Annotated in this window: 17 protein-coding genes; 10 read left to right on the forward strand and 7 right to left on the reverse strand. The window is 47.3% G+C overall.

The genetic code is table 11. From position 1 onward, the window contains the following. Positions 1-29 precede the first annotated feature (29 nt). Positions 30-866, forward strand: a complete 837-nt coding sequence (locus CWC33_RS12375) for a hypothetical protein (RefSeq protein ID WP_100692191.1) — start codon at positions 30-32, stop codon at positions 864-866. Positions 867-876: 10 nt separating this feature from the next. Here CWC33_RS12375 and CWC33_RS12380 read toward each other — a convergent pair whose 3' ends face one another. From CWC33_RS12380 to asnA, 3 genes are all read right to left on the reverse strand, one after another. Beyond that, a complete protein-coding gene (locus CWC33_RS12380; protein ID WP_100692192.1) occupies positions 877-1,263 on the reverse strand; it encodes a glutaredoxin family protein in 387 nt (128 codons plus the stop codon). 62 nt (positions 1,264-1,325) lie between these two features. After that, positions 1,326-2,309, reverse strand: a complete 984-nt coding sequence (locus tag CWC33_RS12385) for an LLM class flavin-dependent oxidoreductase (protein ID WP_100692193.1) — start codon at positions 2,307-2,309, stop codon at positions 1,326-1,328. Positions 2,310-2,338: 29 nt separating this feature from the next. After that, positions 2,339-3,355: an aspartate--ammonia ligase gene (asnA, locus tag CWC33_RS12390; protein ID WP_100692194.1), complete on the reverse strand. Its 1,017-nt coding sequence runs from the start codon at positions 3,353-3,355 to the stop codon at positions 2,339-2,341. A 134-nt stretch (positions 3,356-3,489) separates the two neighbouring features. Here asnA and asnC point away from each other — a divergent pair, with 134 nt between their 5' ends. The 9 genes from asnC (at position 3,490) to CWC33_RS12435 (ending at position 15,628) form a co-directional block, all read left to right on the forward strand. Then, positions 3,490-3,960: a transcriptional regulator AsnC gene (gene asnC, locus CWC33_RS12395; protein ID WP_100692195.1), complete on the forward strand. Its 471-nt coding sequence runs from the start codon at positions 3,490-3,492 to the stop codon at positions 3,958-3,960. 118 nt (positions 3,961-4,078) lie between these two features. Continuing rightward, the gene (locus CWC33_RS12400) at positions 4,079-6,706 is read left to right on the forward strand and encodes a M14 metallopeptidase family protein (protein WP_100692196.1); all 2,628 of its coding nucleotides are present in this window, start codon (positions 4,079-4,081) and stop codon (positions 6,704-6,706) included. 173 nt (positions 6,707-6,879) lie between these two features. Beyond that, positions 6,880-7,050 (forward strand): DUF1328 family protein, encoded by a 171-nt coding sequence (locus CWC33_RS12405; protein ID WP_100692197.1) that lies wholly within the window; start codon positions 6,880-6,882, stop codon positions 7,048-7,050. Between the two features lie 121 nt (positions 7,051-7,171). Then, positions 7,172-8,854 carry a carbon starvation CstA family protein gene (locus CWC33_RS12410; RefSeq protein ID WP_100692198.1) on the forward strand — a complete coding sequence of 561 codons (1,683 nt, stop codon included), beginning with the start codon at positions 7,172-7,174 and terminating at the stop codon, positions 8,852-8,854. Positions 8,855-8,865: 11 nt separating this feature from the next. Continuing rightward, entirely contained in the window at positions 8,866-9,138 is a 273-nt protein-coding gene (locus CWC33_RS12415) for a cory-CC-star protein (RefSeq protein WP_100692341.1), read from the forward strand. A 38-nt stretch (positions 9,139-9,176) separates the two neighbouring features. Beyond that, complete coding sequence (locus tag CWC33_RS12420) at positions 9,177-10,187, forward strand: ArsA family ATPase (RefSeq protein WP_100692199.1); 1,011 nt, start codon at positions 9,177-9,179, stop codon at positions 10,185-10,187. 89 nt (positions 10,188-10,276) lie between these two features. Then, positions 10,277-11,293 (forward strand): zinc-binding alcohol dehydrogenase family protein, encoded by a 1,017-nt coding sequence (locus CWC33_RS12425; RefSeq protein WP_100692200.1) that lies wholly within the window; start codon positions 10,277-10,279, stop codon positions 11,291-11,293. 70 nt (positions 11,294-11,363) lie between these two features. After that, complete coding sequence (locus CWC33_RS12430) at positions 11,364-12,515, forward strand: efflux RND transporter periplasmic adaptor subunit (RefSeq protein ID WP_100692201.1); 1,152 nt, start codon at positions 11,364-11,366, stop codon at positions 12,513-12,515. A gap of 11 nt (positions 12,516-12,526) precedes the next feature. After that, positions 12,527-15,628 carry an efflux RND transporter permease subunit gene (locus CWC33_RS12435; RefSeq protein ID WP_100692202.1) on the forward strand — a complete coding sequence of 1,034 codons (3,102 nt, stop codon included), beginning with the start codon at positions 12,527-12,529 and terminating at the stop codon, positions 15,626-15,628. A gap of 86 nt (positions 15,629-15,714) precedes the next feature. Here the strand turns inward: CWC33_RS12435 and CWC33_RS12440 are convergent, their stop codons facing one another. The 4 genes from CWC33_RS12440 to CWC33_RS12455 all read right to left on the reverse strand — a co-directional run bounded on the left by CWC33_RS12440 (position 15,715) and on the right by CWC33_RS12455 (position 19,895). Next, positions 15,715-16,107, reverse strand: a complete 393-nt coding sequence (locus tag CWC33_RS12440; RefSeq protein ID WP_058579237.1) for a hypothetical protein — start codon at positions 16,105-16,107, stop codon at positions 15,715-15,717. A gap of 73 nt (positions 16,108-16,180) precedes the next feature. After that, positions 16,181-17,854, reverse strand: coding sequence for a M28 family metallopeptidase (locus CWC33_RS12445; RefSeq protein WP_100692203.1), 1,674 nt, complete (start codon positions 17,852-17,854; stop codon positions 16,181-16,183). Between the two features lie 22 nt (positions 17,855-17,876). After that, complete coding sequence (locus CWC33_RS12450; protein WP_232709807.1) at positions 17,877-18,383, reverse strand: DUF192 domain-containing protein; 507 nt, start codon at positions 18,381-18,383, stop codon at positions 17,877-17,879. Between the two features lie 75 nt (positions 18,384-18,458). Beyond that, positions 18,459-19,895: a protein adenylyltransferase SelO gene (locus tag CWC33_RS12455; protein WP_100692204.1), complete on the reverse strand. Its 1,437-nt coding sequence runs from the start codon at positions 19,893-19,895 to the stop codon at positions 18,459-18,461. Between the last annotated feature and the right edge of the window lie 63 nt (positions 19,896-19,958).

Genomic DNA, 19,958 nt, shown 5'->3' on the forward strand with positions numbered 1-19,958 from the left:
AAAAAGCACAGTGCGCATAGGAGATGATTATGCCTATAAAAAACGGTTTCTCGCTACTTGCGTTAGTACCCGCTTTATCGGGTGCCATCCTGTCGGCAAGCGCTGTGGCGAACAACGATATTACCTGGGGCGTTAACTCGGCACCACCTTTTCATATTTACGATGGTGAATACAAAGACGCTGGCGTTTGCGATGCTTTGGTCAGTGCGTTTCAACAAGAATTACCCCAACATGTCCATAATATAAGAAAGCTTCCGTCACGACGCATCACCATGATAATGAAACGCAACAAGAACCTGTGCTTTCCCTGCGTCATTAAAAACAGCGCTTATAACACCACTTTTCTCTACAGTGATACGACACACAAATATGCCCCACATGGGGTGATCACCGATCGCGACACAGGTCAGTACATCACCGCCAAATATGGTTACCCGATTCAGTTTGAACAGCTTGCGAAAGACACCGATTTACGCTTTGGGCAACCGGATGAACGGCGCTATGGAAAATTACAGCCATTTATCGACGACTACCTGCTTAACGCCAGTAACTTCAGTTTCATTAGCGGACAACAATCGCATGTTAATGTTCTGGCCATGATACTCAACGACCGAATTGATTACACCGTCGACTACAAAATGGTTAAAACTTATTATCAACGCACCCACGACGACGGTGATAAACTCAGCTTTATTCCGATAGCAGAATACGCCGACGAGGTCATAGAGGGCGCTGTTGGCTGTACACGAAACGAATGGGGTAAACGCACCATAGAAACTCTGAACAGCGCTATTAGCTCGGTGCAAAGCAATTCAGAGTTTCAACGGGCTTTAGAGCGTTGGTTAGGCCCAAACCGACCACGTTAATGCGGTTACTTTAGCCGAAGCGCTTTTCCAAATACTGGTTGATATCATCAGACTCATACATCCAGGTGGTTGAGCCGTCGTCTTCACTAATACGTAAACAAGGCACTTTCACCTTACCGCCCTCCTGCTCCAGATCCGCTCTGTGAGTCTTATCGTGTTGGGCATCACGGGTTTCAATAGGCAATGACAAGCGCGCAATGGTTTTGCGAACCTTTATACAGAATGGACAGGTTTTGAATTGGTATAACGCCAAATTTTTACATTGTTCATCAACTTTACTCTGCTCTTCTGCGCTGCGTTCAACACCCTTTGGCGTTGTTAGCTTTTCGCCAATAATCATGAACGGCATCAAAATAAGACGAACCAAGCGGAAGAAATAACGAATAACGATACGCATAAATCGAAAACTCAACTAAAGGCAAATTAAGGACGACAGCTTAGCACATATCAGGCTCTTGCTTAACGCTCGTTTAATGCCTCACTGGCAATTTCCAAGCTTCTCAAGCGAGCCTGATGGTCGTACGCGTGACAGGTTAAAATGAGCTCATCAATGCCAGTTTCCTCGATAAACTGATTCATATGACGGCTGATCGTGTCTTTGGTACCTACGGCAGTATAAGTGAGCGCATGGTTTGCGCCGGCAATTTCCTGAGGTGAGCCAACACGACTGATGTCATTAACCGGCGCTTTCAACTTACCCGGCATGCCCCGTCTAAGAGCAATAAACTGTTGCTGCATAGAGCTCATCATCTGCCTTGCGTCGTTTTCTGTATCGGCAGCAAATACGTTCATCGCGGCGGCAGCGTAAGGCTTCTCTAAATATTGTGACGGTTTAAAGTTGTCCCGATAGGCTTTTAGTGCATGATGCAAATAATCCGGCGCGAAGTGAGAAGCAAAGGCGTAAGGCAACCCTAAATGGGCAGCCAATTGTGCGCCAAAGGTGCTCGAGCCTAGTAACCAAACTGGTATCTTCTGCCCATAACCCGGCACCGCTTTTATCACATCGGCGGGCTGAGCCTCAGCAAGGTAACTCAGCAGTTCTTGTACATCACGCGGAAAGTTTTCCGCATCATTTGGACTACGGCGTAAGGCTCGTAGTGTTGCGCCATCCGTCCCCGGTGCTCTGCCTAATCCTAAGTCCACTCGGTCCGGATATAGCGCATTTAACGTGCCAAACTGCTCTGCCACCACAAAAGGAGCATGGTTCGGCAACATGATTCCGGCCGATCCTACTCTGATATGCTCCGTTTTACTGGCAACATACCCTAAAGCAACCGCCGTTGCGGCTGACGCTATACCCTCCATATTGTGATGCTCTGCCATCCAGAAGCGGGAGTAACCCCATTTTTCTGCGTGCTGGGCTAAATCCGCCGAGTTTTGTAACGCCTGTGCAACCGATCCTTCTTCGGTTACTGGTGCTAAATCCAATAACGAATATTTCATATCAACTCAAAAACAGTGATTCATACTGTTTATATTGGCATGGTCTCTTTATTTTCAAGGTCGGCACGCAATGACTGAGTAACGGCGTCCGGCCAAACACTTGCCTGCACTCTGGCTATATGGCTTTCTTGCATCAAAAACATTGCGACGCGTGACTGACCAATGCCACCGCCAATCGTTAACGGCATCATCCCGTTCAAAAGCGACTGATGCCAGGGTAGTAAAAGCTTAAATTGTTGCTCACTCAATTCGAGTTGACGTTTTAGTGCCGCTTCATCAACCCGAATCCCCATCGATGAAAGCTCCAACGCATCATCAATCGCGTCATGCCATACCAATAAGTCACCGTTTAATCCGGTTTCTCCACTTTCTGATACGCTGCTCCAGTCGTCGTAGTCCGGCGCTCGCGCATCGTGTGCCTGACCATCATTTAATGGCGCACCTATACCAATAATAAATACGGCCCCATGCGCTTTGGTGATTGCGCGCTCGCGCTGCTTAGAGCTGAGTTCCGGATATTGCTGAGCCAAGGTTTCACTGTGAATAAAATAAACCTTTTTCGGTAACGCTGTCCCGACAGCGCGAATGTCAGGAATACGCTCGATAGTGTTCAGCAACGCTGAATAGATAAGCCCAACCGTGTGTTTCAAGTAGCCCACACTTCGTTGTTTATCAGTGATGACTTTTTCCCAGTCCCATTGATCGACATAAACGGAGTGCTTTTGCCCCAGCATTTCCTCATCCGGCCGTAACGCCGTCATGTGCGTTAAAATGCCTTCACCTTCGCTAAAGCCATATTCGCCTAACACCTGTCGCTTCCACTTCGCTAACGAATGCACCACTTCGTAGGTTTTATTCGGAATCGCCTTTATGGCCACTTTGACGGACTGTTCTTGTCCTGAGAGATCATCCTGCACGCCGGTTCCGCACTCGCTTAGTAACGGCGCCTGAACCTCTGCAAGGTTGAGCGCCTGAGCCAGTTGCTGAGTAAATTGCGCTTTAATGTCTTTAATGAGTTGTTGTCGCTTTATAAATGAATGCTTCATAAGTATCTCCCGCCGTTTGTTAACTTATTAACACTAAAAACCGGCAGGCATTCAACAGCTAAAAATAAAATTAGCGTTCCACTGTGAATAATTTAAAATTAAACACACTATATTCATTAAAACGTTAACGCATCATGAAAAAAGCAACGCAAAATTATCAAATCGATAGTTTGGACAAAAATATACTATCAGAATTATTAGCCGACGCTCGCAAAGCCTACAGCGACATCGCTAAGCGCTACAAAGTGAGCCCCGCAACCATTCATGTTCGTGTCGAAAAGATGCGCACCGCAGGCATTATAGACGGTACGCATTTGCTGGTTAACTCAAAGGCATTGGGTTATGAAGTTTGCTGCTTTATTGGTATTACTTTGCGTCAGGCCGGTGATTATCCGGCAGCTATCGCTAAGCTTGAAAAGTTAGAGGAAGTCATCGAGGCACACTACACCACCGGTCAGTACAACGTGTTTATCAAAATACTGACCCGCTCAATTGACGACTTACAGCATATTCTGATTAACCGAATTCAAGCCATACCGGAAATACAGTCAACAGAGACATTAATTTCGTTACAACAGCCAATAAAGCGAGACTTACAGCCTTAACCTGTGTGGTCATTTACCTCAGGAATGAAACGAAACACCGAAAAAGAAGCGCTTATATATCAGTATCTGTTAGGGTAAAGTCACTCATAATAGTCACTAGAATAAGAAGGAAGCCCGTATGTTACGAAAGTGCATTCGTTACGTCAGTGCGCTCACAGTCGCTATCGTTGCGGTACCATCGATAGCCTCTGCCGAGAACTTGTCGTACTACTTACCCTCGGATGTCAGCTATGACGAAAGCATAACCAAGCCTAAAGAAGCGCTGGGTTATAACGTTGGCGACTGGCACGCCCGCCCAGAGCAGATTGTTAACTACATGAAGCTACTGGCAAAAGAGTCTGATCGCATCACTATTGAAGAAACCGGGCGCACTCACGAGCAGCGCCCATTGGTCTTACTAACGGTGACTTCACCGGATAACCACAAAAACATTGAAGACGTCCGCGAGCGCCACTTAGCGGCTGCCGATACTTCACGTGATGCCGATCCCGACAACACGCCCTTAGTCTTGTACATGGGCTACAGTATTCACGGTGACGAGTCCAGTGGCAGTAATGCAGCCATTTTATTGGCTTATTACCTAGCGGCAGCACAAGGCGAAGCTATTGACGCAGTATTAAACGATTCAGTGGTGCTTTTAGACCCGTCATTCAACCCGGACGGCTTGGCGCGTTTTGCACAATGGGCAAATCAGCATAAAAGCCAAAACCTGGTCGCAGACCCACAAAGTCGTGAACACGTACAGCCGTTTGTTCGTGGCCGCGTGAATCACTACTGGTTTGATCTGAACCGTGACTGGCTGCTGTTGCAACACCCTGAGTCACGAGCTCGAATCGCTAACTTCCAGAAATGGAAGCCAAACGTGCTCACCGATTACCACGAAATGGGCACTAACAGCACTTACTTCTTTCAGCCAGGCATCCCGTCACGAAAAAACCCGCTGACACCGGATGAGAATGTACGTTTGACCGAGATATTAGCAGCAGAGCATGCGGACTCGCTGGATGATATTGGTAGCCTTTATTATACCGAAGAGTCATTCGATGATTTCTATTACGGTAAAGGTTCAACCTACCCTGATATTCAGGGTGCCGTTGGTATTTTATTTGAGCAGGCATCAAGTCGTGGGCACCTGCAGGATTCCGTAAACGGTGAAGTGGCCTTTCCATTCACGATTCGCAATCAGTTTGTTGCCTCACTTAGCACCATTTACGGCGCTCATAAAAGCAAAGCTCGCTTTATTCGTTTTCAAGAACAAGCGTACGACAATGCACTGGAAGCAGCGGCTAGTCAGAACTTCGATGGCTATCTGGTTGGCGATGCAACAGACGCATCACGCCTGCAGGGCTTCATTGATATTTTGAAACAGCACGGCATCGAAGGCTATCGAATTGAAAAAGACATCGAAAAAGACGGTGAAGTCTACAAAGCCGGTCAAAGCTACTTCATTCCTGCGAAGCAAGACCAGTTTGGCTTAATTCAGGGTATCTTCAGCACTCGCAAAGACTTCCCGGACAACACTTTCTACGATGTGTCAGGCTGGACCTTAGCACACGCGTTCAACTTACCGTTTACGACCCACCGGGGTCGCATCCAAATTGCAGACAACGCATGGGATGCGCCGGTTCAACAGCAAACGACATTGGAAGACGCGTACGCTTATGCTTTCAACTGGGACAACTACAATGCACCGGCGCTGTTACAAAGCTTGCTTGAAAACGACATTCACGCTCGTCAATCAACCAAGTCATTTGCCGTAAAAGCTCAGGGTCAACGTAAAACTTTTGAGCCGGGTGCGGTTATTGTGCCTAAGGCGTACCAGAATAAAGAGTGGCGCCAGGTGCAACGCCTTCTGGCAACCCTGGCAAAAGAGCACAAAGTGGCGGTTACCTCAATTGGCACAGGCCTGACACCAGAAGGCGTCGATTTAGGCAGCCGTAACATTCAGCCGGTCGAAAAGCCGAGCGTGATGATGATGACTGGTGACGGCGTTAACCTATACGAAGCTGGCGAAGCTTGGTACTACCTGGATCGCCATGTGGGTATTCCGCTTTCGATGGTCGATACCGATCGCCTCTCACGTGTTGATTTAAGCCGCTATTCTCACATTATTATGGTCGATGGCTGGTACAACACTTACCTGTCAGACGACATCAAAGAGAAGCTAAAACAGTGGGTTCAGCAAGGTGGTGTCGTTATTGGTCAACGTGGCGGCGCTGAGTGGTTGTCAAACAATGGCTTGCTGCACGCTCGCTATGTAGACAGCGACGTGTTTAAAAATGCGTTTAAACAGGACGGCCTGACCTACCAGGAGCGAGATGACTTCTACGCAGAGCAACGTATTGCCGGCGCTATTTTCTCGATGGACGTGGACACTTCGCATCCGCTGTTCTATGGCTTTCCGCGTTCAACCATGCCGGTATTCAAAAGCTCATTAGAAGCATTTGAAACACCAGAGTCGCCGTTTGTCTCCGTTGCTAAATACAGCGACGCCCCACTATTAAGTGGTTATGCCGACAAACGTAACCGCGACATTTTGAAAGGCAAAACCAACATCGCCGCCCACCGCTTTGGTGATGGTCATGTTATAGCCTTTACCGATAACGTAAATTTCCGTGCTTATTTCTGGGGCACGGCAAAACTATTGAGTAACGCTATTTACTTGGGCGACCGCATCAACGTTTACGCACAACCGCTAAAAGATAAAGCGGCAGCAGATGAAGAAGCTGCGGAGCAGTCACACTAAAACTTTATAGAACCGTAAAGTCAGACGCTGCCTGGTATACCAGGCAGCGTCTTTTATCTCCTTCCTATCATCCCTATTTCCTCGCTATCTTTACATTTCCTTTGCTGGCAAAGCGGAAACTCCTGGTCTACCTTAACTAGTGACACTTAAAATCTCATAAAAAAGAGGTGCTTATGTTACGTTGGGTATTAATCTTTTTAGTGGTCGCTGTCATCGCTGCGGTATTTGGTTTTGGCGGAATTGCAGGTGCTGCTGCTGAAATCGCCAAAATCATTTTCTATATCTTTATCATTCTGTTTGCGATATCTCTGGTTGTTCGCCTCATGAGAGGATCTGGAAGGTAATTAAGGGGTTAGACAAACAATTAGACATTGGTCGAATGCACACTATTATTGAATATGCGCTACACTAGCGCGCTGTATTTGATCAATGTCCTTCTAACCCAATAACAACGAGGCTAACGCCATGAACGCTATCGTCATGATGCTTTTAGGTTTAGGCGCAATGTTTCTCGGTTATGTGTTTTACTCAAAATTCATTGCCGAAAAAATCTTTAAGCTTGATCCTAATTTTAAAACCCCCGCCCATGAACTCGAAGACGGCGTCGACTTTGTTCCGACCAATAAATACGTACTTTGGGGTCACCATTTTACTTCTGTTGCAGGCGCTGCTCCTATCATCGGACCGGCAATTGCGGTTATCTGGGGCTGGGTCCCCGCATTTCTGTGGGTCGTTTTTGGTACGATTTTCTTCGCGGGGGTTCATGACGCTGGCGCTATTTGGGCAAGTAACCGAAACAAAGCTAAGTCTATCGGTAATTTAACCGGTGATGTTGTTGGAAAACGCTCGCAAACATTATTCATGATTGTCATTTTCCTGGTATTGCTGATGGTTAACGCAGTATTTGCCACCGCAATTTCAGGTTTGCTGATTAAATTCTCAAGCTCCGTTGTGCCGGTATGGGGTGCCATCTTTGTTGCGCTTATTATCGGTCAAATCATTTTCCGTAAGTGGATGGGGCTGGGCATGGTTTCCGTGCTTGGTGTCATCGCTTTGTACGTGCTGATTTGGGTTGGACCGTCAGTGCCTCTGGAGTTACCTGAGACCGTTATGGGTGTCAGCGACAATGCTCAGTGGGTGCTTATTCTGTTTGGTTACGCGGCTATTGCTTCGTTACTGCCAGTTTGGATGTTGCTGCAACCACGTGACTACATCAACGGCTTGCAGCTGTTTATCGGTCTTATTCTCCTTTACGGCGCCACCCTGCTATTAGGACCTGAAATTTCAGCGCCGGCGTTCAATAGCAATACACCGGAAGGCACGCCATCAATGCTGCCGCTGCTTTTTGTAACCATTGCCTGTGGTGCAATTTCCGGTTTCCACGGTCTGGTGGCTTCAGGAACCACATCTAAACAGCTAGACAAAGAAACTGACGCTCGTTTTGTTGGCTACTTTGGTGCTATTGGCGAAGGTTCGCTGTCACTGGCGACCATTATTGCGGCTACCGCAGGTTTTGCGACACTGGCTGACTGGGAAGCCGTATATTCGTCATTTGGTCAAGGCGGTGTTTCGGCATTCGTTGAAGGTGGTGCCAACATTATTAGTCAGGGTATTGGTCTGGAAGCCGATATTGCAGAAACATTATTGACCGTCATGGCGGTGTTATTTGCCGGTACAACAATGGATACCGGTCTTCGTCTTCAGCGCTATATATTCCAGGAGTGGGGTGGCCTATACAACATCCGTTGGATGCAAAAAGCCTTACCTGCAACCTTGCTGGCAGTCGGTTCATGTTTATTGCTTGCCTTCGGTGCCGGCGGAGCTGATGGTACAGGCGGCCTGGTCATTTGGCCTCTGTTTGGTACGACTAACCAGCTACTTGCCGGGCTGACACTGTTGGTAATTACCGTTATGTTGGTACGCTTAGGGCGTCCAATGTATTACACCTTATTGCCGCTTATTTTCTTATTAATAATGACGGTATTCGCGCTTATTGTTCAGCTGAAAGGCTTTTATGATAAAGGCGACTGGTTCCTGTTATCTCTTGACTTGGTAGTACTTGTTGCTGCTATTTGGATTGCTCTGGAAGCAAGTGCCAGCTTGTCTAAAATTAAAAAAGAACAAAAGGCGGAGAAGACGAAAGGGTAATGAACATGAGCATGAACATTCATTCGGTAAAACGTTGGCTCAGTCGTGCAGGCGAGTTGGTAAACGAGTTTTATAACGCGCCCTACCGCTCTGCCATTGCCCGCGCTAAACGCGACGAAGATGACTTGTTCATGCTCTTAGTTTACTCCGAGATAATGGGCGTGCCGAACCCGGCCGCCTATTACACCTTAGAGTTGCAACCATTAATGTTAGAACGCTTTCACGAATGGCACAAAAGAATGGGTATGGAGCACTCACCGCTCGACCATTTTCGTTGTTGCTGATTCGCTTATTTTTCACCTTCCCGAAAAGAGTCCGTTGTATGCAGTTATCCAGTAAAAAGGTGTTACTTGTTGGAGGCAAAGGTGGTGTTGGTAAAACCACAGTATCGTCTTCATTAGCCATGTTAGCAGCTAAAAGTGGAAAAAAAGTCTTACTGGTATCTACGGACCCTGCTCACAGCCTGTCCGACGTCTTCAATATGGACATTGGTGATCGTTTGCACCACGTTTCTGACAACCTCACAGTTATGGAGATTGATCCGGACAAAGAGGTGAAAGAACATATCGAACGTGTTAGTGCACAAATGAAGCGCTTTACCAACCCTGATTTATTCCCTGAAATTGAACGGCAAATGCGATTGACACAGCAGTCACCGGGTGCGCAGGAAGCCGCCATGCTCGAGCGCATTTGCAAGATTATTGATCAAGCCGAGCAAGACTTTGATTTGCTCGTTTTCGATACGGCACCAACAGGTCATACATTGCGGCTACTGTCTTTACCTGAAGCTATGGCGGCCTGGACACAAGGCATGCTACGTTCGCAAAAACGCTCAGAAGAACTCGACAGTGTCTTGGAGCACTTGTCACCTAAAGCAGGTAAAGATATTAATAACCCCATGGCAGACCCCTCTGAAAATGCCAGCGACGGTATGACAGAAAAGACCAAGGCCATTACTGAACAGTTATTGAATCGTCAACGCCTCTTTCAGCGTACCCGTCGATTGTTGCAAGACCCAACTTACACCGGCATTTTCTTCGTACTGACGCCTGAGCGCTTACCAATTAACGAAACTCAGCGTGCATTGCAGTCCTTAACCGAGGAGAAGCTAACGGTTTCTGGTGTGATCATTAATCGTATACTGCCTGAATCAATAGACGGTGGCTTCCTGGCGAAACGAAAAGAACAGGAACAAACCTACCTCAAGCTCATTGAAAGTACTTTCTCTCAATGGCCAAATTTCAAACTGTATTTACAAGAAGAAGACATTCATGGCGTCGATGCCCTGTCAGCATTTGCAAAAGAGCTAGAGCAAAGCGGCTTTTCTGTCTAAACCTTTCTAATTTCTTTCATCGCAAAGTCATCGTTTTGACCTAAACTGCGTATATATAACTATTTAACCTCAAGAATAAGGAGTAGACGATGCGTGCTGTCGGATACCACCGCTCTCTTCCTATTGATGACCCTAAGTCGCTAGAAGACATTGAAATTGACAAACCAACGGCCGGTGACCATGACTTATTGGTCAAAGTGAAAGCCGTTGCCGTTAACCCGGTTGATACTAAAATCAGGATGCGCGCGGAGCCAGAGTCCGACTATAAAGTCATCGGTTGGGACGCAGTCGGCGAAGTCGTCGAAACAGGAAGCAAGGTGAAAGGCTTCAGCGCCGGCGATCGAGTCTGGTATGCGGGCGATCTGACACGCCCGGGCTGCAATGCCGAGTACCAGGCGGTTGATTACCGTATAGCCTCACACGCTCCGGACACTTTAGACGACACTCAGGCAGCCGCCATGCCCCTAACGACAATTACCGCATGGGAACTGTTGTTTGATCGGTTACAAATTGATGCGCCCTCACCTCACGAAAAGCGTACGTTACTGATTGTTGGCGGTGCCGGCGGTGTTGGTTCAATACTTACGCAATTGGCGGTACAGCTGACCGATGCTACCGTTATCGCAACCGCTTCCCGCCCTGAGTCGCAACAGTGGGTGAAGGCATTAGGCGCACACCATGTTATCGATCACAGTAAGCCATTGGGTGATCAAATTAAACACCTCGATATTGGCCAGGTAACCGATGTGGCTTGTTTAACGCACAGCGAGCAGTATTTCGAACAAAGCATGGACTTTATGGCACCGCAAGGTCGCTTTAGCTTAATTGATGACCCCGCAGAGCCTTTGGATATTCGCTTAATGAAACAGAAGAGCATCAGTTTGCATTGGGAATTTATGTATACCCGATCGATGTTCACAACCACCGACATGATAAAGCAACAGGAATTGTTACAGTCGGTAGCAAATCTAGTCGACAACCATCAGATACGCTCGACGCTAGGCCAGAATCTTGGGTCAATGAATGCAGAGAACTTGAAACAGGCGCATGCGGCATTAGAAACGCATAAAACGATAGGCAAAATCGTCCTAACCGTCGACGAATAGTTTTACAAACATACATGAATGTATGTATAATTCTGCGGTACTTAAAAATAGACCAGCTAGAGGTATTTTGATGAAAAAGCGCTTTCAATTTGCGCCGTTATTTGCAGCGGGTATTTTTGCTTCCGCCGTCCTTAGTGGCTGTGGTGACGCGCCGCAGCAAGGCCAGCAACAGCAAGCTCCACAGGTTGAAGTGATAACGGTTCAACCTGAGTCTCTTGAACTCAGCACTCAGTTGCCTGGCCGTACCGCCGCGTTTCGCGTCGCGGAAGTTCGCCCACAGGTCAGCGGTGTATTACTAGAACGCACCTTTGAAGAAGGTACTTTTGTCGAAAAAGGCCAGCAACTGTATCAGATTGATCCAGCCACTTATGAAGCGGAGTTGGCCAGTGCCAAAGCAGAAGTACAGCGAGCAAAAGCGGTTTTACGCAGCTCAGAGCTTCGCTATAACCGTTTTCAGGAGCTTATCGAAGAAAATGCGGTCAGTCAGGACGAGTTTGACAGTGCCGAAGCCACTTATCTCCAAAATAAAGCGGCGGTGGCATTAGCCGAAGCACAACTTAAAAACGCTCGTATTAACCTTGAGTACACAAAGGTCAATGCCCCAATTAACGGTATTATTGGTCGTTCAAACTTTACCGAAGGTGCTTTAGTGACTGCTTCACAGCAAGAACCTCTGGTCACTATTAATCAGCTTGATCCTATTTACGTGGACATTAGTCAATCCAGCAAGCAATTCATGCAACTTCAGGCTGACATCCAGTCTGGTCGAATTGAAGCGAATGAATCAGGCAATGCGCCGGTTCGTTTAGAGCTGAACGGTTTAGACTTTAACCAGCAAGGCGAGCTGCTGTTTTCAGAAGTCAGCGTTGAGGAAGATACTGGCGCCATTTTATTAAGAGCTGTCTTCCCAAACCCGGACAAAACCTTATATCCCGGTATGTTTGTTAGAGCCGCAGTCAGTGAAGGTACAATCAACACGGCTCTCCTACTACCACAAAAGGCCGTCACCCGTGATCCTCGTGGTCGCCCTTATGTCATGCTGGTTAACGATAAAAACCAAGTCGAGCAGCGTATGATAACGACCGAACGAGCCATAGGCAGTGATTGGCTGGTCAGCAGCGGTGTTAAAGAAGGTGACACCATTATAGTGTCTGGCCTTCAAAAAGTTCGTCCGGGCGCGACGGTCCAAATTACAAACTCTGCCTCTAATGAACAGCAGTAAAGGATTCATCAATGGCTAAGTTTTTTATCAATCGACCCATATTTGCCTGGGTTATCGCGCTATTAGTCATGATGGCAGGTGCTATCGCGACCATTCAGTTACCGGTAGCTCAGTACCCCACCATTGCGCCGCCAGCGGTTGAAATACAAGTTAACTACCCGGGAGCCAATGCGGAAACCGTTTCCGATACGGTTACTAAAGTAATTGAGCAGAATATGACAGGTATTGATAACCTGCTTTACTTCTCATCGCAAAGTAACTTTGGTAACGCGACTATCAGCCTGACCTTTGCCTCTGGCACTGACCCTGACATTGCACAGGTACAGGTTCAGAATAAGCTCTCCCAGGCCACGCCTCAGCTTCCTCAGGAGGTTCAGGCGCAAGGTATAACCGTCAGTAAGTCCAGTAGCTCCTTCCTTATGGTTTTAGCGCTGGTTGCAACTGATGATCGTTATAATCAAACCGATTTAAGCGACTATATCGCCTCAAACATCCAGGATCCTATTGCCCGTACAACTGGCGTTGGTAATGTGCAACTGTTTGGTGCGCCTTACGCTATGCGTATTTGGGTTGACCCTTCAGCATTAGTTAACTATGGCATGACCATGGACGACTTGAAGTCGTCAATTCGCGCACAGAATGCGCAAGTGGCAGCAGGTGAACTTGGCGGGACTCCGGCTGTTGACGGTCAACAGCTGAACGCAACGATTATTGCGCAAACACGTTTATCAGAAGCGTCTGAGTTTGAGAATATTACTCTTAAAGTCATGCCAGACGGTTCTCAAGTACGCTTGAAGGACGTAGCACGCGTTGAAAAAGGCGCTGAAAACTACTCAATTGAAGCGAACTATAACGGTAAACCAGCAACCGGTTTAGCAATTAATCTGCAAACTGGCGCCAATGCACTTGAAACGGCTGAAGCGGTTAACGCTCGTATAGAAGAACTACAAGCATTTTTCCCCGATGGCATGAAAATGGTAACGGCCTATGACACCACGCCGTTTATCAAAATATCCATTTCGGAAGTGGCTCAGGTTTTAATAGAAGCGATTATTCTCGTATTCCTGTTAATGTTCGTTTTCTTACAAAACCTGCGAGCAACACTGATCCCTACTCTGGCTATACCTGTCGTTATTCTTGGTACCATGGGTGTTATGGCACTGGCTGGCTTTTCTATCAACACGCTAACCATGTTTGGCATGGTGTTATCGATAGGTCTTTTGGTGGATGATGCCATCGTTGTTGTCGAGAACGTCGAGCGACTGATGTCAGAAGAAGGCTTGTCACCTAAACAGGCAACCATTAAGTCGATGGGACAAATTACCGGCGCGTTGATTGCTATCGGCGTGGTTATGGCGGCCGTATTTGCACCAATGGCATTCTTCCCCGGCTCAACCGGTGCCGTTTACCGACAGTTCTCACTGACAATTATTACCTCTATGGGTCTGTCTGTACTTGTCGCAATTATTTTCTCACCAGCCTTGTGTGCGACACTATTAAAGCCGGTCAAGCACGACAAAAACGACGGCTGGGGTCCACTGGGTTGGTTTAACCGTACTTTGGAAAAGTGGACAGTTAAGTACACCAACTCTGTCGGTTATATATTACGCCGAACCATGCGTTTCGGGCTTATTTATTTAGGTATTATTGGCGTATTAATTTTCTTATTCACGCGCCTGCCGGCCGCATTCCTACCGGATGAAGACCGTGGTGTTTTCCTAACGCAAATGCAGCTTCCTGTTGGATCAACGCTGCAACAATCAGTAGACACCATGGACAAAATTGAGAACTACTATCTCAATCAGGAAGACGCCGTTCAGTCGGTATTCTCTGTGGTTGGTTTTAGTTTCTCTGGCCGTAGTCAGGCCAATGGTATCGCGTTTGTTCGCTTGAAAGATTGGAGCGAGCGTGACGAGAGCCAGAGCGTCGAAGCTGTGATTGGACGGGCTTTTGGGTTCTTCGCTGGTATTAAAGAAGCCATGATCTTCGCTTTTAACCTTCCACCAATTCCGGAACTTGGTGTAGCCAGTGGTTTCAACTTGTTCTTACAAGATCGCGGCAACATTGGTCACGCAGGTCTTATTGAAGCGCGTAATCAATTACTAGGCATGGCCTCTCAAAGCGATAAATTAGTACAGGTTCGTCCTAACGGTCTGCCTGACGCGCCACAGTTGCGCATTGATATCGACTTTGAAAAAGCACAAGCGCTGGGCTTAACGATTGCCAGTATTAACGACACTTTAAGTACGGCCTGGGGCTCTGCCTATGTCAACGACTTTATCGACCGAGGTCGAGTGAAAAAAGTTTACATACAAGGCGAAGCGGATGATCGCATGCTACCTGAGGATATCAACGAATGGTACGTGCGCAACAACCAGGGCGATATGGTGCCGTTTAGCTCTTTCGCAAGTTGGGAATGGACGTATGGTCCACAACGTGTCGAAAGTTATAACGGTGTCGCAGCACTTGAAATACAAGGTCAGGCGGCGCCTGGTATCAGTACCGGTGAAGCCATGACCGAAATTGAGAACCTTATTGCTCAATTGCCACCAGGTATTGGCTTTGAATGGACGGGTATCTCATTGCAGGAGCGTCAATCTGGTAACTTTGCGCCGATACTCTACACCGTCTCTATTGTCGTGGTATTCCTGTTCCTGGCTGCACTGTACGAGAGTTGGTCAATTCCGTTCTCCGTCATGCTGGTTGTGCCCTTGGGGATCTTAGGGGCGGTAATCGCCGTGATGCTGCGTGGCATTTCCAACGACGTATACTTCCAGGTGGGTCTATTGACAACTGTCGGGGTATCGGCACGTAATGCCATACTCATTGTCGAGTTCGCCAAAGACCTACAAGCTCAGGGCAAAGAGCTGCTCGACGCTACAATGGAAGCGGTCAGATTGCGTCTACGCCCTATTTTAATGACCTCACTGGCGTTTATCTTCGGTGTTATGCCATTAGCGTTAAGTGATGGTGCCGGCGCTGCCAGTCGTAATGCCATTGGTACTGGGGTTATCGGCGGTATGATAGGCGGAACGGTACTGGCAATATTTTTTGTACCGTTATTCTTCTATGTGGTGAGAAAAATCTTCCCACCGAAAGAAGTGGAAGAATAGCCTAAGTCAGGCGACCAGCAATAAACTGCCATAAAAAAACCGGAGCACTAGCAGCTCCGGTTTTCTTTTATGCGAGACAAATTGAACTAACGCTTTGTTTCGTCTTCATCTTTTACTTCATATTCACCGTCAATAACCGAACCGTCTGAATAATCACTTTGATGATTCCTCTGCTGACGATAACTTTCCTGCTGTTCATATTGACGTTGTTGGTTTTGATAGTGTTGTTTGGCTTGTTTACGCATACGCCACACTTGCTTGATGGTATGACGCTGACGCCAAAGCACAGGAATCATTAACAACACTAAAATTCCGGCAATCACTAAACCGAAAGCTAACCCTAAGCCAACAATAACAATCAGCAGTAATAACCCAAGAATTCGGGTAAGCCAGTTTCCTGAGGTCGGTGAACCTCCGGTTCGGCTGTTTTGTCCGCCTTGGCTGAAACGTATATAAAGCTTATCTCGTTTATCTGTCATAACGACTCCTACAACTCTCCATCAGTTAAGACAACAAGACAGAATATCTGTTCCAGCCAAGTCATCTACGGTTTTACTTGCGCATATCTTCAGTCGCTTTACGAGCAGCTTCAAATTCATTACCCGGTGCCCACTTCGGCCACTCACGTGAATTCGCTAACTCTTTACCAACCGAATAAAATAACGACATATCCTGCTGTACGCCGCGTAAATCCCAGTTTTCATCAAACTCGTCGGCAGGCTTATGGTAAGCATCGCGATTAAAAATAGCACGCTGCTCTTCGCCCCATTCACGTCCTTTCGTGAAGTGATCATTCCCGCCTTTTGCATACAGCATTGGCACACCTTTCTTCGCGAGATTGAAATGATCAGAGCGATAGAAAAAGCCTTTTTCCGGTGTCGGCTCTGGTGATATATATCTATCTTGGGCCTCTACGTAAGGTTTCAAGTAGTCATCCATATTTGAGTTACCGTAACCCACAACCACCATGTCTTTCATTGGACCGTAAACATTCATCACATCCATGTTAATACCGCCGACAGCTTTGCCCAATGGTAGCAACGGGTTGTTGGCATACCAGGCCGAGCCTAACAGACCACTCTCTTCGGCACCCACTGCGGCAAAAACAATTGAGCGCTCAGGACGGGGTTCTTTCGAGAACTCTTCTGCCATAGCCATCAATGCAGCCGTACCTGATGCATTGTCTTGCGCACCATTATAAATAGGGTCATCTTCGCGCACCGGATCCATACCTAAATGATCATGATGAGCCATATAAATAACGTGCTCTTCGGGGTACTTAGTGCCTTCAATGTAACCAATAACGTTGTTGGTATTTAAGTATTCATACTTGTTATTGATGGTCATGGACGCCTGGATACCCAGCGACTGAGGCTTAAACTTACCGCTAATCGCCTGCTCTTTCATTTGCTCAACATTTTTGCCAACCGATGCAAACAAGGCATTGGCGCTTTCTTCAGTAATCCAGCCTTCAACAGCGGCGCGATTCATGTTTTTATTGTCGCGCTTTAAGTCAAATTTTACGGGTGAACCACCCGCTACAACGCCCCAACCGTAACCAGCAGGACCTGTTTCGTGAATAACAAAAGCAGCTTTTGCCCCCTGGCGCGCCGCTTCTTCATACTTGTATGTCCAGCGGCCATAGTAAGTCATCGCGTTGCCGTTAAAAAGTTCCGGGTCGCCTGTTGCATAGCCCGGGTCATTGACAAACATCACCACGGTTTTGCCTTCTACGTCCAGCCCCTCGTAGTCATTCCAGTCATATTCCGGTGCGACAATGCCGTAACCCACAAAAACAACATCGCTGTTATCTAAGCTCACGTCTTCAACAACACGCGGCGTCCACGCCATCATCTCTGTGCGATATTGCATAGGCTCCGGAGCTGCCTCACCCGAGAAACTCAGCGAGCTGACTTTATAAGGCATTAATTTAACCAGCGGCAGTGGCTGGCGATACGAGTTATTCTCTTCGTCGTATGGCTTTAAACCCCACTCGCGGAAATGGTTTTCAATAAAGCTTACCGCTTTCTCGCCGCCTTCTGATGCCGGCGCACGACCTTCGAACTCATCTGACGCCAAGGTTTTTAAATAATTTTTATAATTAGGGTTAAATGCGGAATCTTTAATATCAGCAGTCGCCTTTTCTGTCGGCTTAGCTTCTTCATTTGCCGGCCCACAGCCGGTTAATACGGTAAGGCCAATCAGACCTGCTAGTGCGTATTTCATTGTATCTCCTTTTATCTGTTTATTATTTCTTGTTCTTACATGAACCGTTTTCATCAGCTAAGTAAATACGGTCGCCCAAGCGCACATTGTGTTCCTCGAAAAAACCAGCATTCACTTCTAATACACTCCAATACGGTTTACCCGGCGAGTAACTTCTGCATTGATTTGGATCGTTGCTACCACAAGGTCTCATCGTAAAAGTTTTGACGATTTTTCCTTGTTTGTCTAAATACGCAATGTCGAGAGGAATTAAGGTTTGGTACATCCAAAAACCGCCGTAGCCTGGTCTTTTATGATCGTATCGAAAAAGCATCCCCTCATATTTTCCTAAATATTCTCGTTGCATTAGCCCACGAGCCTGCTGAGCCTGAGTATCGGCCAGTTCAACCAACAGGGGCGATTGAACGCCTTCCAGACAAGCCACGGCTCTGTCAAACTGCTGAGGTGCTGGTACTGACCACTGCTGAGACCATGCCGATACCGACACCAAGACCAGTATAGCCATTAAACACGTGCTGATACGTCCCATACTGTATTCCCTTTTAAAATGAGCTAGAGGTTATTTATTGATTTTGTCCTATCCCAGCGCTAACCGCAATGTTCATTAACTTGAACACGACAGCTCAGCAGGAGGTTGCCCCGACTCAGGAGGGAGAACCCAGCGAGTACTTTTATGTTTCTCCTCAAATGGGGTCATCAGTGCGCTGATGTACTCGTTAAGAGCCTCATCACTTCCTTGTTCAGCCTGCTCAATAACGTATTGAGCATGATGAGTACGTAAAATCACCAGTGGATTTACTCGCTTCATTGTTTCCGTATCGGGCTTATTCGCAACGGCTTCTGTGTAATCATTCAGCCAGCTCTGCCCGTTTTCATTTATTCGCTGGGCGATTTCTCCTAAATTGCCGCTCAGTGATTGCCAATTACCTTCCAATATAGCGCTCAATGCCCGGTAGCTCAGGTTATAGTCGAGCTGATAAGTTTCCAAAAGCATTAGCCAGCCGCTAATTAACGACCAACAGGTGTCATTATTAGAAACATCAGTGAGTCCGAGCCGTTGCTTCATAACGTTTAAAAAGGTTTCTCTTAGCACGGGCTCATAACCTTCCAGTACATCATTAACAGACTGGTCGTCAGTAAACCCTCCTAACGCATGAGCTAGTCGTTTCAAGTTCCATAACCCCACACCGGGTTGTTGCATAAAACCATACCGTCCAGCGTGATCAGTATGATTAAAAATATGGTTAGGTTTATATTCATCAAAAAAGGCATAGGGGCCATAATCAAACGTTTCTCCGGCCAGGCTCATGTTGTCCGTATTCATCACCCCATGCACAAAACCGTAAGCCTGCCATTTTGCTATCATCTCAGCGGTAGCTTCGACCACATGGCGGAATTGTTCAGATACGGATTTGTTTGCTGCGCCAGGCCATATAGACTCAATACTGTATTGCCACAAGCGCTTGGCACTGTCTTCTAAGTTTCGGTAAAGGCAATGTTCAAAATGACCAAAGCGAATGTGCGTTCGGGCAACCCGAACCAGCATAGCACCGGGCTCGACGGTCTCTCGTTGAATTTGACCTTCAGTGGAGACTAACGCCAACGCGCGAGTCGTTGGAATACCAAGCGCATAAAAGGCTTCACTGGCAAGCAGTTCGCGAATGGATGAGCGCAAAACCGCGCGGCCATCGCCACCGCGGCTATAAGGCGTTGGCCCGGCACCTTTAACATGTAAATCATAGAGGGCATCCGGCGCCTGTACCTGCCCGACAAGCAGTCCTCGTCCATCACCTAAATAAGGGTTAAAGTGACCAAACTGATGTCCTGCGTATTTCTGCGCGATGGGTTTAGTGCCCGGCCAGTCTTTGTTACCTGAAACCCAATCCACTAACGCTCCCGGCGCACTGTCACCACCGCTCAACGCCTTCCACAAGGCGTCATTTACCCAACGTAAGCGGCCTTTGCCGTCAGGTTGTATTGACTGAGCGTGGCCCAGTTCGGGGAACTTATCAGCGAATTGATTATCGAAACGTAGTGGCATACATCCTCCTGATGTATCTATTGTTACACAGTAGACGAGGCTTGCATAACTAACAAAAAATCA

The sequence above is a fragment of the Idiomarina sp. X4 genome, from assembly GCF_002808045.1.
GTDB lineage: Bacteria > Pseudomonadota > Gammaproteobacteria > Enterobacterales > Alteromonadaceae > Idiomarina.

Excerpts from the sequence above, each read along its gene's own strand:
- CWC33_RS12400 (WP_100692196.1), top strand. The coding sequence starts at position 4,079 with ATGTTACGAAAGTGCATTCGTTACGTCAGTGCGCTCACAGTCGCTATC.
- CWC33_RS12425 (WP_100692200.1), top strand. The coding sequence starts at position 10,277 with ATGCGTGCTGTCGGATACCACCGCTCTCTTCCTATTGATGACCCTAAG.
- CWC33_RS12450 (WP_232709807.1), bottom strand. The coding sequence starts at position 18,383 with ATGGGACGTATCAGCACGTGTTTAATGGCTATACTGGTCTTGGTGTCG.
- CWC33_RS12385 (WP_100692193.1), bottom strand. The coding sequence starts at position 2,309 with ATGAAATATTCGTTATTGGATTTAGCACCAGTAACCGAAGAAGGATCG.
- CWC33_RS12455 (WP_100692204.1), bottom strand. The coding sequence starts at position 19,895 with ATGCCACTACGTTTCGATAATCAATTCGCTGATAAGTTCCCCGAACTG.
- CWC33_RS12405 (WP_100692197.1), top strand. The coding sequence starts at position 6,880 with ATGTTACGTTGGGTATTAATCTTTTTAGTGGTCGCTGTCATCGCTGCG.
- CWC33_RS12380 (WP_100692192.1), bottom strand. The coding sequence starts at position 1,263 with ATGCGTATCGTTATTCGTTATTTCTTCCGCTTGGTTCGTCTTATTTTG.
- CWC33_RS12375 (WP_100692191.1), top strand. The coding sequence starts at position 30 with ATGCCTATAAAAAACGGTTTCTCGCTACTTGCGTTAGTACCCGCTTTA.
- CWC33_RS12435 (WP_100692202.1), top strand. The coding sequence starts at position 12,527 with ATGGCTAAGTTTTTTATCAATCGACCCATATTTGCCTGGGTTATCGCG.
- CWC33_RS12445 (WP_100692203.1), bottom strand. The coding sequence starts at position 17,854 with ATGAAATACGCACTAGCAGGTCTGATTGGCCTTACCGTATTAACCGGC.
- CWC33_RS12430 (WP_100692201.1), top strand. The coding sequence starts at position 11,364 with ATGAAAAAGCGCTTTCAATTTGCGCCGTTATTTGCAGCGGGTATTTTT.
- asnA (WP_100692194.1), bottom strand. The coding sequence starts at position 3,355 with ATGAAGCATTCATTTATAAAGCGACAACAACTCATTAAAGACATTAAA.
- CWC33_RS12410 (WP_100692198.1), top strand. The coding sequence starts at position 7,172 with ATGAACGCTATCGTCATGATGCTTTTAGGTTTAGGCGCAATGTTTCTC.
- CWC33_RS12440 (WP_058579237.1), bottom strand. The coding sequence starts at position 16,107 with ATGACAGATAAACGAGATAAGCTTTATATACGTTTCAGCCAAGGCGGA.
- CWC33_RS12415 (WP_100692341.1), top strand. The coding sequence starts at position 8,866 with ATGAACATTCATTCGGTAAAACGTTGGCTCAGTCGTGCAGGCGAGTTG.
- asnC (WP_100692195.1), top strand. The coding sequence starts at position 3,490 with ATGAAAAAAGCAACGCAAAATTATCAAATCGATAGTTTGGACAAAAAT.
- CWC33_RS12420 (WP_100692199.1), top strand. The coding sequence starts at position 9,177 with ATGCAGTTATCCAGTAAAAAGGTGTTACTTGTTGGAGGCAAAGGTGGT.